The organism is Pseudomonas sp. ZS1P83, from assembly GCF_054897825.1.
The window spans coordinates 2114204-2127364 of record NZ_CM142706.1; the positions used below are offsets into that span (position 1 = coordinate 2114204).

Here is a 13161-nt window from a genome sequence, read left to right on the forward strand (position 1 = left end):
TGATACGGGGGCGGGCAGTTCAGCGTTTTTCGTTCAGACGAAGACAATTTCATAAGGCAGCCGCATCCGCTCCAGAAGCACCGGGGGCAGCAGCGGGGCGAGGCCGATGGCCGGTTCGCCGTCGAGCTGGCTGGCGTAGGCGTGGGTGGCGTGGCTTTTACGCGCGACGGTCCAGGTATCCAGGCGCACCTTGCGCGCACGATGCCACGGGATGAGCCCTCGATCGCGTGTTGGCCAGTGCCAGGCCCAGACCGGTACTTCGTTGAACGACGCGCCGACCATGGCCGCGGCCTTGACGCTGGCCCGGCCGACGGCGTCATGGTCAACATTTCCATCCTTGCACCAGGTGCTGAACACCACATCCCCGGGGCGTAAATAACGGGCAATGAATTGAGTCAATTGAAACTCCCGTTCGGCCAGGGCGTTGTCGGTGAAGCCGCCACGAATCCACTTCAGGCTGTGCATCGGCAACCCGAGCCGGCGCAAGGCTTCGAGGCTTTCCTGGGGGCGGAACACGCTCAAGCGTTTCTCCGACCACTGTTGCGAGCCCGGATGGCTGGCGCTGCCATCGGTAATCGAGATCAATTGCAGAGGATGACCCAGGGAGCTGAGTAACTGAAGCAGGCCGCCGCAGGTCACGACTTCATCGCCGGGATGCGGGGCTATCACCACAGCGCGAGCGCCGGCGGGAACCAGGGTCTGAGTGCTGATGACAGGAATGTTGTCCAGTTGTGGGGCGCTGTTCCAGATCTGTGCTGGCAGGCTGCTTTCGCTGATGGAAACCAATTTCATGGGCTACGTCCTTGTTCTCGTTGATAGCAATGTGCAGCGCTCCAAACCCTGGATTGCCGCGAGCAGAGTATTGCTCATGTAAGGCTATTCGTCGCCTCGATGTTCCATCCAGTACGTTTTCTATCCGACCTGCACCATGTCTCGCAGGAAATCGCCAAATCCCCCCCGAGCACGACTGTCCAGGCGGGCACTGGTGAGCACCTGTGGACGTTGGCTCCAGGCAATTTTCGCCCCGCAGCGTTCGAGTTGCCGCACCAGTTGCACATCTTCGTCGCTGGCCAGCGGTTCGAAACCACCGGCACGCCGGTAAGCGTCAGCGCTAATCCCCAGATTGGCACCGTGAATATGCCGATGACCTTCTCGTGCCTGATACCGCTGGTGATAGCGAATTTGCGCCGACTCATCGAATGACGCGTGCCACGCATCCACCTTGACCGTGCCACACACCGCGTCGGCGCCGAGGGCCAATTGAGCCACCAGCCAATCATGGGCAACCCGGCTGTCGGCATCGGAGCAGGAAATCCAGCGCACCCCTCGATCCAGTAGAAACCGCGCGCCGGCGGCGCGCGCTTGGCCGACGTTACGCGCCTCGATCGCGAGGCTGTGCACCGGATAACGGCCGACAATCTCTGATGAACGATCGGTGCAACTGTCGAGTACCACCAGCACTTCGACCGTTTCGCCGTTCAGCAACTCATGTTGCGCTGCGAGCAGAGCGGCTAGCAGACACTCTTCGAGCAAGTCTTCTTCGTTATGCGCCGGGATCAAAATGCCAATCATCGCAAGCCCTCCAGAGCGGCCACGGAGCGCGGTTCCCGGCTCCAGAGTTCCAACAGGAAATCGGCCTCTTGATGCAGGACCAGACGCGGCAAGTGCAACTGTTCATGGAGCAAGTCATGGACCTGCCGGGCATTCAGCGGGCAGCCATCGATCGGTGGGCGCCAGTGACAGGCCAGGAGCTGGCCGTCGGCGGTCAGTGACCGGGTGGCGTGTTCGATCAGGCACTTGAGGTCTCCGGTGTGCACGATCAGGTCGAACTGCTCGCTCGGCCAATCGCCCGGCAGGCGACTTTGGCGAACTTCGGCGTGGTCGAAAACGCTCAGGCGAGTCCGAGCCAGCGCCACGGCGGCGGCTGCGGTATCGCAACACAACAGGCGATCGCAGCGTGTGGCCAGATCAGCGCTCAACTCCCCGTTGGCGCAACCCGGCTCGAAGATCGCGCGGTAATGCGGCCGGGGCAACGCGGCCAACGTTATGGCGCGTTTGCGCTGTTCGTACCAGCGCTGACGGAAAGCCCAAGGATCGTCGTTGCCGGCGAACAAACCGTCGAAATAGCAATCCTCGACGCTCATAGAAACACCACTTCAAACGGTTGCAGCAGTCGGTCCAGCACATAGGTTGCCAACACCGGGGGCAAGCCGATGTGCGGGTCGCCCTCCAGTTGGCTGGCGAAGGCATGAATGGCGTGCCGTTTGCGCGCCACCAGCGCTGGGGCCAACAGAATCTTTCGCGCCCGGTGCCAAGGCACGAAACTGTCTTCGGGGGTTGCCCAGTGCCAGGTCCAGACGGGCAGCTCATGCAGCGTCGCCCCCACCCGTTTTGCCGCCTCGGCACTGGCACGCCCCACGGCCTCGTGATCACAATGGCCGTCTTCGCGCCACGTGGTGAAGACCACATCGTTGGGCCGCAGATGACGTTCGATGAACGCGCACAACTCGGCTTCCCGTGCTGCCACCTGACTGTCGGCGAAACCACCGCGCAGCCATTTCAGGCTGTGCAGCGGCAGGCCGAGACGACGCAGAGCCTGGGCTGACTCCTGCGGACGGACCACGCTCAGGCGTTCCACCGGCCAGCGCTTGGAACCGGGATGGCTGGCGCTGCCATCGGTGACGGAGATCAGTTGCAGCGGCCGGCCAGCCGCGGCGAGTAATTGCAGGAAGCCGCCACACCCCAGCACTTCGTCGTCCGGATGGGGGGCGATGATCACTGCTCGCGAGCCTTGCGGCACCAGTGTCAGGATGTCCGTCACTGGCAACTGCGCCAAATGGTGTGAGGTTTGCCATAAATGCAGAGGCGTTCCCTGGCCGACGATGGGGTTGGTTTTCATAACATCCATGTCTCCGTCAGAACCTGCTGCCCAAGCGCGGCGAGGTCCCGTTCGGCATGGCTTTGACGCAGGAATACCGGCAGGTCGGCCATCAGTCGGGCGAACTGTCGGTCCTTGCAATAGGGGCCGGCTCCGAGCGCGCGGCCGACATGCCGGATGACCTGTTCGGCGGACTGTTCAACCACCGCGCGGGCGCGGCGGGCCAAACGTTCGGCGTCATCCAGTGGCGCGGCGTCGATGGTCCATGCGCTGGTACGCAACACTTGGGCGGCGGCATGCAACGCGCTGTCGACGGCACCCAGGTGAGCGAGAGCATGGGGTTCTTCACCGTGTACGCAGTGACGGCGCAGGCGCTCGGCGATGCTTTGCGCCGCGCCGTACCAGCAAGCGGCAATGCCGATCCCGCCTTGCCAGAAGCCTGGGCGTTGCAGGTAGTCGCCGGGGTTGCCAATGGCTTGCGCCTCAGCGCCTTTGAACAGCACCTCGACGCTGGCGGTGGCGCTCATGCCCACGGCTTGCCAGCCCTGATCAGTGACCGTCACGCCGGGTTGGTCCAGCGCCACCGCGACCAGTTGTTGTCGGTCGTGTTCATCCCACGCCGTGAGCAAGGCGTGACTCAACACCGCAGCACCCGAACACCAGGCTTTGCGCCCATTCAACGCCACCCTCTGACCCTGACTGACCCGCACTCGCACTTGCGGGGGTTCTGCAGCCCACATGCCCCACATGCTGGAAGGCGTCGGCGAACCGCCGAGTTGCTGGATGATCGCCAAGGCGTCGGTATGCCCCTCGTACAACTTGCACAACCCAAGATCATGACCGCCGACCTCGGCCAGACGCTGAAATCGCTCCAGTGTCTGGCCACCGCCGGGCAGCGGAAGCTGATCGAGACCCGCCGCCACCAGCGCGCGCAGGCACCGGCCTAACGCTTGAGTGTCGGCGTAATCCGCTGGCTGACGCTGGAGAAATCCCTGAAGGTCCATTTCACTCTTCTTCCTCACGCTGCAATTCAAACAGCAGCAGCGAACGGCCGGTGACTGAATATTCGTGACCGAATTCGAAGCGTTCCTGGCCCCGAATCGACGGTTGATTGGTGTCGATCATGCAGGTCCAGAAACCGCCGTCGGGCACTTCTGGCAGAAGGAAATTGACGATGTCGTGATGCGCGTTGACCACCAGCAGCAGGGTGGCGTCGGCGCCCTTGCGGCGGATACCGGTTTCCTGGGCGCGGCCATCGAGCAGCATGCCGAGGCAGCGGCCATGACCTTCCTCCCATTGCTCTATGGACATTTCGCTGCCATCCGGCGCGAGCCAGGTGACGTCCTTGACGCCGATGTCTTCGTTGTAATTGCCGACTAGGAACCGACCGCGACGCAGGATCGGGTAGGCCAGGCGTAACTTGATCAAGCGTTTTACAAACTTGAGCAGGGCCTTGCCGTCTTCGCTCAGGTCCCAATTGACCCAGCCGATTTCGCTGTCCTGGCAATAGGCGTTGTTGTTGCCCTCTTGGGTCCGGGCGAATTCGTCGCCGGCCACCAGCATCGGCGTGCCTTGGGACAGCAGCAGCGTGGCGAAGAAGTTGCGCATCTGCCGCTGACGCAGCTCGTTGATTTCGGGATCGTCGGTCGGGCCTTCGACGCCGTGGTTCCAGGACAGGTTGTTGTTGCTGCCGTCCTGATTGTCCTCGTCGTTCGCTTCGTTGTGTTTGTCGTTGTACGACACCAGGTCGTTAAGGGTGAAGCCGTCGTGGGCGGTGATGAAGTTGACCGAGGCATACGGCCGCCGACCCCGCTGATTGAACATCTCGCCGGAAGCGGTCATGCGACTGGCGAAATCGGCTAGTTGGCCGTCGTCGCCTTTCCAGAACGCACGCACGGTGTCACGGAATTTGTCATTCCACTCGACCCAGCCCGGCGGGAAGTTACCGACCTGATAACCACCAGGGCCGCAATCCCAGGCTTCTGCAATCATCTTCACCTGGCGCAGCACCGGGTCCTGGCGGCAGGCGACGAGGAAGCTGTGACGTTCGTCGAAGCCATCGTGGTAGCGCCCGAGAATGGTCGCCAGGTCGAAGCGGAAGCCGTCCACGTGCATTTCCGAAGCCCAGTAGCGCAGGGAATCGGTGACCATTTGCAGTACGCACGGGTGACTCAGGTCCAGGGTGTTGCCGGTGCCGGAATCGTTGATGTAGAAGCGCTTGTCGTCGGGCATCAAGCGGTAGTAGGAGGCGTTGTCGATGCCGCGCATGGACAGGGTCGGGCCTTGCTCATTACCCTCGGCGGTGTGGTTGTAGACCACGTCGAGGATCACTTCAAGATTCGCTTCGTGCAGGTGCGCGACCATCTCCTTGAACTCGGCGATCTTGCCGCTGGCCAGGTAGCGCGGGTCGGGGGCGAAGAACGCGATGCTGTTGTAGCCCCAGTAATTGGTCATGCCTTTGTGCAGCAGATGTTGGTCATTGACGAAGGCATGAATCGGCAGCAATTCCACCGTCGACACGCCGAGTTTGCGGATGTGTTCCAGCACGTCATCGACCATCAACCCGGCGAAGGTGCCACGCAGGTTCTCGGGGACGGAAGGGTGACGCATGCTGATGCCGCGCACGTGAGTCTCATAAATGATCGTCTTGTCCCACGGCACGCTGACCCGATGGTCGTGGCCCCAGGTGTGAGCCGGGTCGATCACTTTGCACTTGGGTACAAACGGGGCGCTGTCGCGTTCATCGAAACTGAGGTCGGCGTCGGGGTGGCCGATGGTGTAGCCAAACAGCGCTTCGGACCATTTCAACTGGCCGACCAATTGTTTGGCGTAGGGGTCAATCAGCAGTTTGTTGTGGTTGAAGCGATGACCGTTGGCCGGGTCGTACGCGCCGTAGACACGGTAGCCATAGATCATCCCGGGATGGGCGTCGGGCAGGTAGCCGTGGTAGATCTCGTCGGTGTATTCCGGCAATTCGATACGTTCCAGTTCGACCTCGCCAGCATCATCGAAGATGCACAGCTCGACCTTGGTGGCGTTGGCGGAAAACAAGGCGAAGTTGACCCCTAGGCCATCCCAGGTCGCGCCCAGCGGGAAGGGCAAGCCTTCACGAATTCGCGAGGCCTCGACGTGAGGTTCTGGCGCGGCTTTATTTGGATTGGTCATAGTTGCTCCTGCAAAGGGGGGACAGTTCTTGGCTCTGGTTTTTTTTGAGGGCGAGCGAGCCCTCGGTGGCGAGAGGGCTCGCCACGAAATCAATCAGGTCAACGGTGAGCGTCGTCAGACAGCGGGCGGTTTACGCGCTGCTCGAGGCTTCTTCTCGGTGGCTTTTTCGCCCGGCGGGATCACCTTCGATGCCGCGGCGGGCTTGGCTTTGGCTTTTGGCTCGGCCTTGCCATTGGTGGATTTGTTGGCTGGGGCCTTGGCGCCGACGGTTTTGCTGACAGCGGCTTTGGGCGACTTGCTCGGTGCCAGGGCTTCGGCTTCAGCCAGTTTGCGGGCCATCTCCCAGTGGCGGGCTTCGTGACCCTCGGGTTTTCCTTCCGATTCCCAGATCTGATAGGCAAACTCGCGGATGCGTTTATCGTCGGTACTCATCGCAATGCTCCTGAACTGAACTCAAGTTGGGGTAGTTTGGATAAAAAGATTGATCGGAAAATCCCCCAGCGCGGTGCTGATGCCCAGCTCTCTTTGGGGTGTGACTGCCACGCTGGAAAAAAGTCCCTTCAAATTTTCATCAGGGGTGGTGAACGGTAATTTGACCCGTGTATCGCCCCACAGCGGCGCGTCAATCCGTGGTTCGACACTGTTTTTCAGCCATTCTGCGCAGCGTATCGGTACGATCACGATGGCCCGTTTTCCTTCCAGCGAGCGAGCAAATGCCAGCACCCGGTGAGCCTGGCTGCCGACTACTTCAAGGGCTTGATACGTCCCTCGCCGAAACAGCTCGGTGTGCTCGACCCGCAGGTTTAACGTACGAGCGATCAGGGTTTGCTTGATGCGCCCGTCCCGCCAGTCAGTCAGCAGCTCAGACAATTCCCACGGCGCCCGCATGGACTGCTGGCGGCTGGCGTAATCCACCGGCCGGCGGTTGTCCGGATCGACCAGCGAAAAGTCCCAGTACTCGGCACCCTGATAAAGGTCCGGCACCCCCGGCACGGTCATGCGCAGCAAGGTTTGCGCCAATCCATTGAGTGCGCCGGGGACGGCGATGCTTTTGGCCGCTTTGCATAAGGCCGCGCGCAACAGTTCGCCTTCAGGGCTCAGCAATAGTCGCCGCAAGAATTGCTGAACCGCTTGTTCGTAAGCCTCGTTCGGCGCGCTCCAGTTGCTTTGCAACTTGGCTTCACGCAAGGCTTTCTGTTGCCACTGCCACACACGTTGAGTGTAGTTTTCAAGCGCTGCTTGATCGTCACTGCGCAAATCGAGCGGCCAGCTGCCAAGGATCGCTTGGTAGAGGATCAACTCATCGCCCGTCGTCGGCATTTGGTCGTCGTTGCGCAGGGGCCGGGCGAGGGCCTGCCAGAGCGGCACTTGCTCGGCGTACCAGGCACTGCGCTCGCTCAATACCGCCAGGCGCGCGCGGGTGTCTTCGCCGCGTTTGTGGTCGTGGGTCGCAGTGGCCAGCAAATTATCGGGAAATGCTTCGAGGCGATTGGCGCAAGCCGCATGGAAATCGGCCACCGGCGCGCTGAACTGCTCGGTACTGAACCCCACGTCATTGCGCGACAGCAACGTCGCGGAGCGATAGAACGCGGTGTCTTCCACGGCCTTCGCCGCCGCCGGCGATGTCAGCTGCTGAAAACGTACGCAGGCATGCTTGAGCATCTTGCGCGGCCGGCCCAATGGGCGTTTACGCCATGATTCACCCCCCAGCCAGCTGGCCAGGCTATCGAGCACCGGCCAGTCGGCCTCGCCGAGGGTAAGCCTGGCACCGTCCATGGCCTGTTGGAAAAACACATCGTCTTCAGACGAGCGCCCACGGGGGCTGATATAGGTGCGGTACACCGGGAAATGCACGATCAGTTCCTGCAACGCTCGACGAATCGCACCGAGGGTCAGGTCGCGGGTCATCAGGTCATCCCGGGCCACTTGCAACAGGGCCTGGGCGACGCTTTCGAAGTCTCCGGCCAGGGAGCCGTTGAGGATCTGCTGGCGGGCCAGTTGCGCTTCCTGACGGAAATCGGCGGGCCGCTCGCTGTATCGATTCCACAGTTCGCCCAAAGTGTGGGCACCTTCGGGAGCATGTTGCAGCAGTGACAACTGATTCATGAACTCGTAACCCGTGGTGCCATCCACCGACCAGTCACGGTGCAGGGTTTCACCTTCGCCGAGGATCTTCTCGACGTAGATCGGCAGGTGCCGATCCGGCGATAGGCTGTCGACCCGCCGCCGCAGTTTGCGGCAGTAACCCCGAGGGTCAGCGAGGCCGTCGATGTGGTCGATGCGCAGACCGTCGACCAGGCCTTCGGCCACCAGCTCGAAGATTTTCGCGTGGGTGGCTTCGAACACGGCGGGGCATTCGACGCGCAGGCCGCCCAGTTCGTTGACATCGAAAAAACGCCGCCAGTTGATGTCATCAGCCGCTGTGCGCCAACTGGCCAGGCGATAGCTTTGTTGCTCAAGCAACACGTGCAGGCGGTGGAAACCGTCGGCGGTGAGCGAGTCGTAAGCGCTGAGGTTTTGCTGGATGGCTTGCAGAGTCGCCGGGTCGCCGGCCAGTTCACGCAACTCTGCTTTCAGCGGTATCGCCAGACTATGGGCGTCGGTCTGGTAGCTCAGGGTGCTGAAACGGTCTGCCAGCGACTTGAGCGATTCGGCGTTCAGCGGGTCATCGGTTCTGAGCAGTTCGCCGTAATGGGTCGGGCAGATCGGGAAGTGATGCTCGTAGTGCTCGACATAAAACGCGCCCTTCTGCGCATCGAAGCGCAAGGGCAGGGTGCCGTCTTGCAAGGCAATGCCGTAGTCGCTGCCGAGGAAGGGCAAGAGCAACTGGCCTGTCATCAACGGATCGGGTGAATGCCACTGGATATCGAAGAACTCGCCGTAAGGGCTCAGACGTCCCCATTCCAGCAAATCCTGCCACCAGGGATTGTCGCCACCGCCGACGGCCATGTGGTTGGAAACGATGTCGAGGATCAATCCCATTTTCTGTTCGCGCAATGCACTGACCAAACGCCGCAACGCCGCTTCGCCACCCAACTCCGGGTTGACAGTGGTCGGGTCGACGACGTCGTAGCCGTGCATGGAACCGGCGCGGGCGCTCAGCAGTGGCGACGCGTAGACATGGCTGATGCCGAGGCTGGCAAAGTACGGCACCAGCGGCACCGCATCGTCCAGCGTGAAGCCTTTATGAAATTGCAGCCGCTGCGTCGCCCGCAGCGGTTGGATAATCGTTTGATTCATTGGTCACGCTCGGCCGCCTGAAGTCGCGCACAGGCGAGCAGTTCCAGGCGCCGGGCGGCATCCGGGTCGTCGAGCAAGGCTTCGCTGTTGCCGGGCAAGCGTCGGGACCAGTTGGGGTGCGTGTCGGTGGTGCCGGGCAAGTTGGCCTGCTGTTCGATACCCAAGGCATCTTCCAGCGGCAGCAACACCAGTGGCGCGCGGGTATGACCGAGGAAACGTATTGCGGCGTCGAGCACCTGATCGGTTTCATGGGACTCTTCGCGAAAGTTCTGCGGATCCTCGCTCAACACCCGACGCAGGCCTTCGCGCTCGCGTTCGCGGTGGTGGCGCCATTCAATTTCACCCGGGGCGTCGACCAGACCCAGTCGGGCGTTCCAGTCGATATCGCGGCCATGCCACCAGCCATTGAGCGTCGGCAGGTCATGGGTACTGGTGGTCGCAAGGGCGTTGTCCGGCCAGTCGAGAATCGTGTTGAAGTGCGCGTTGTCCTGTTCGAACAGCAGCACGCGCATCCCAAGGATCGAACGCGCGATAAGCTTTTCTCGCAGACCATCCGCCACGGTGCCGAGGTCTTCACCGAGGACGATGGCCTGATGACGATGGGACTCGAGGGTCAGCAAACGCAGCAGGTCGTCCACCGGGTAATAGAGGTAGGCGCCGTCGGCGGGTGACGCGCCATTGGGGATTACCCACAGCCGTTGCAGGCCCATGACGTGATCAATGCGCAGGCCACCGGCGTGGGCGAAGTTGGCTCGGAGCATTTCAATGAAGGCGCGAAAGCCGTTGCGTACCAGGCCTTCGGGCGAGAACGCGGAAATCCCCCAGCCCTGACCCGTGCGGTTGAGGATGTCCGGTGGTGCCCCCACGGTCAGCGAGGCGAGCAATTCGTCCTGGCGACTCCAGGCCTGGCTGCCACCGCCATCGGCACCGACGGCCAGATCGGCAATCAGACCAATACTCATGCCACTGCTGCGGGCGGCGGTTTGCGCGCGCTCCAGGCAGCGCGTGATCAGCCATTGGCAGAAGGCAAAGAAGCCGATGCGTGCGGCGTACTCTTCGGCGAATTCGGCCAGGGCAGCGCTGCGCGGGTCTTGCCATTGCTCGGGCCACTGCCGCCAGTCGAGGTTTTCGCCCTTGGCGGCGCGGGCTTCCTGAATGGCTTCGAAGCGGCAGTGGTTTTCCAGGGCTTCGCCAGCAGCATGGCGGAAGCTGCTGAAGTCCTCATGCAACGGGTGTTCGCCCTGGACAAACCCTTCGTACAACGCCTGTAACAGACGATGTTTGGCTTCGGCCGCCACCGGCCAATCAATCAAAGGCGATTCTTCGAGGTGCTTGAGTTCTGCAGCCAGGCCGGTTGCATCAATCGCGGTACGCAACGCTCGTTCACCCAGGATTGCGCCCGGTGCGGCGTACAGACTGTTGAGAAACAAACGGCTGGACGGCGAATAAGGGCTGTAACGCTGGGTGTCGTTGCTGAACATCGCATGCAACGGACTGATCGCCAGCGCTTCGGCACCGCGTTCGCCGGCCACACGGGCCAGGTCTTCCAGCGCCTGGGTATCGCCGAACCCGCCATCGCCGGTGCGACGCAGCGAGTACAGCTGCACACTGAGGCCCCAGGTACGCGGAATCGGACTGTCGACGGCATCGCCGACGCTGTAGCAGCGCGTCGGCGCGACGGCCAAGGTAAACGATTGGCCGTCGATGCTGACGTGCTGATAGCCGACCGGGACCAGGCCGGGCAGCATCGCCTCGGCATCCAGTTTCAGGTTGAGCCGCGCGCCATCTTCAAGGTGGATCTCGCACGGTGTCTCAGGCTCAAAGTAATGCGCCAGGCTGAGGCCGACGCCGAAATCTGCGGTGAGTAGCGGCGGTAGAGGCCGGGTCTGTTGCACCTGTTGCAGTTCCAGCAGGCTGGCGTCGATTTCCCGGGCGGTGCCGGCCGGGTGGCCGAGTCCGGTAAGGACGTTGCGTAACACTGATGGGGCGACTTTCTGTGGGCGGCCGTTGGCGTCGATCCAGTCGACAGCCAGGCCAGCTCGGCTGGCCAGTATTTCCAGTTGCGCATCACTCATTGGCGCTCTCCATCCGGGGGTAGCATATGGGCTGCGGCTGTGAGGCTGACTAGCGCGCAATACGGGGCAAGGGTGCCCTGATCCAGCAGGTCGGCGGACTTAGAGGGATGTTCATACAACAACGAAGCGCCGGCCTGTGGGGAGTGGACCACAGGCTTGTCGCTGAGGTTCAGGTCAATGCGCAGCTCACTGCCGTTGCCCAGTCGCCAGCGCGCAGTCACAGCACCCTCGGCCAGTACCTCGGCACCCAGTGGGTGAGTATTGGGCAGATGCGGGATGATCTGCTCATGGCGGATCTGCAACAGCTGGCGATACAGGTCATGCATCGCGCAGCCCTGGGGTGCCGTCAGCGTCGGTCGGGAAGCTTCAAAGGTCTGTGGCGCGTTCGGGTCAGGAATTTGTTTGCGCTTGTGAGGATCGGCAAACGCGCTGAATGCGGCAAACTCGTTACGTCGTCCTTCGCGAACCAGTTCCGCCAGTTCACCGTGATGGCTGGTGAAAAAGAGGAATGGTTCTTCGGCGGCGAACTCGTCGCCCATGAACATCAGCGGGATCATCGGTGAAAGCAGCAACAGCGCTGTCGCTGCGTGTAACGCGTCCAGGTTGGTCAGCTGATGCAGCCGTTCGCCAAACGCGCGATTGCCGATCTGGTCATGGTTCTGCAGAAACAGCACGAACGCGCTGGGCGGCAAGTGCCCGCTGGGCTCGCCTCGGGCTTCGCCATGGCGATTGATATGGCCCTGAAACACGAAACCCTGGCTCAGGCAGCGCATCAGTTGTTCGGTGGGATCGTCGGCGTAGTCGGCGTAATAGGCGTCGGTTTCGCCGGTCAGCAGCACGTGCAAGGCATTATGGCCGTCATCGTTCCACTGCGCGTCAAACCCTTCTTGCAGCAAGCTGGCCTGGTTGTGTTCGTTCTCGACCGTCAGCCACACATGCCGCGCCGGATCGGTTTGCTGCCGGATCCGTTGCGCCAGTTCCTGTAGAAAGTCCGGGCTTTCGATGGCATGCACCGCGTCCAGGCGCAAACCGTCGAAGCGGTACTCCAACAACCACATCAGCGCGTTGTCGATGAAGAAGTCCCGCACCTCTCGCCGCCGGAAGTCGATCGCCGCACCCCACGGGGTGTGCTTGTCTTCTCGGAAGAAGCCCTTGGCGTAGTGATGCAGGTAATTGCCATCCGGGCCGAAGTGGTTGTAGACCACGTCGAGGATCACCGCCAGGCCATGACCGTGGGCGGTGTCGATCAAGTGTTTGAGTTGTTCGGGGGAACCGTAGGAGGCTTGGGGCGCATAGGGCAGAACCCCGTCGTAGCCCCAATTGCGATCGCCGGGAAACTGCGCCAGCGGCATCAGTTCGATCGCGCTGATGCCCAATTCGACAAGGCGCGACAGGTGCTGCTCGACTTCGCTGTAGCCGCCGAGCGCACCGACGTGCAATTCGTAGATCACCGCCTCATTCCACGGCCGACCGAGCCAAGCGCTGTGTTGCCATTGGTAAGCAAGGGGATCGACCACCACGCTGTGGCGGTCGATATCACCGTCCTGCGCGCGGGAGGCCGGGTCGGGCACCGCAAGCTCCCCATCAATGTTGTAGCGGTAACGCGTGCCGGCGGGGCAGCGGGTGTTGATCACGAACCAGCCATGGGCCTGAGGCACTAGCGGCAAGGATTGTCCGTCTTCCAGTTCGACACTGACGTACAACGCATCTGGCGCCCACAAGGCAAAACGCGTGTGTTCTGCGTCCAGCATGATTGCGCCGTGGGGCCAGGTCTCAAGGGTCCGTAACGGCATCTATGAAAAC

Annotated in this window: 10 protein-coding genes; all 10 read right to left on the minus strand. The window is 61.9% G+C overall.

Going from position 1 to position 13161, the window contains the following annotated elements:
- Positions 1-33: 33 nt before the first annotated feature.
- A complete protein-coding gene (locus tag ACYZT0_RS10340) occupies positions 34-792 on the minus strand; it encodes a PIG-L deacetylase family protein (protein WP_462045739.1) in 759 nt (252 codons plus the stop codon).
- Positions 793-912: 120 nt separating this feature from the next.
- Complete coding sequence (locus ACYZT0_RS10345) at positions 913-1572, minus strand: glycosyltransferase family 2 protein (protein ID WP_462045740.1); 660 nt, start codon at positions 1570-1572, stop codon at positions 913-915.
- Positions 1569-2144 carry an SAM-dependent methyltransferase gene (locus ACYZT0_RS10350; RefSeq protein ID WP_462045741.1) on the minus strand — a complete coding sequence of 192 codons (576 nt, stop codon included), beginning with the start codon at positions 2142-2144 and terminating at the stop codon, positions 1569-1571. Before ACYZT0_RS10350 ends, ACYZT0_RS10345 begins: the two co-directional genes overlap by 4 nt.
- Positions 2141-2899, minus strand: a complete 759-nt coding sequence (locus tag ACYZT0_RS10355; protein WP_462045742.1) for a PIG-L deacetylase family protein — start codon at positions 2897-2899, stop codon at positions 2141-2143. Before ACYZT0_RS10355 ends, ACYZT0_RS10350 begins: the two co-directional genes overlap by 4 nt.
- A complete protein-coding gene (locus tag ACYZT0_RS10360; protein ID WP_462045743.1) occupies positions 2896-3882 on the minus strand; it encodes an acyl-CoA dehydrogenase family protein in 987 nt (328 codons plus the stop codon). The genes ACYZT0_RS10355 and ACYZT0_RS10360 overlap by 4 nt, the downstream gene beginning before the upstream one ends.
- 1 nt (position 3883) lies before the next feature.
- Entirely contained in the window at positions 3884-6043 is a 2160-nt protein-coding gene (glgX, locus tag ACYZT0_RS10365) for a glycogen debranching protein GlgX (RefSeq protein ID WP_462045744.1), read from the minus strand.
- A 114-nt stretch (positions 6044-6157) separates the two neighbouring features.
- Positions 6158-6475, minus strand: a complete 318-nt coding sequence (locus ACYZT0_RS10370; protein ID WP_462045745.1) for a DUF2934 domain-containing protein — start codon at positions 6473-6475, stop codon at positions 6158-6160.
- Positions 6476-6496: 21 nt separating this feature from the next.
- Positions 6497-9283, minus strand: coding sequence for a malto-oligosyltrehalose synthase (locus tag ACYZT0_RS10375; protein WP_462045746.1), 2787 nt, complete (start codon positions 9281-9283; stop codon positions 6497-6499).
- A complete protein-coding gene (gene malQ / locus ACYZT0_RS10380; protein WP_462045747.1) occupies positions 9280-11358 on the minus strand; it encodes a 4-alpha-glucanotransferase in 2079 nt (692 codons plus the stop codon). The genes ACYZT0_RS10375 and malQ overlap by 4 nt, the downstream gene beginning before the upstream one ends.
- Positions 11355-13151 (minus strand): malto-oligosyltrehalose trehalohydrolase, encoded by a 1797-nt coding sequence (treZ, locus tag ACYZT0_RS10385; protein WP_462045748.1) that lies wholly within the window; start codon positions 13149-13151, stop codon positions 11355-11357. Before treZ ends, malQ begins: the two co-directional genes overlap by 4 nt.
- Positions 13152-13161: the final 10 nt, after the last annotated feature.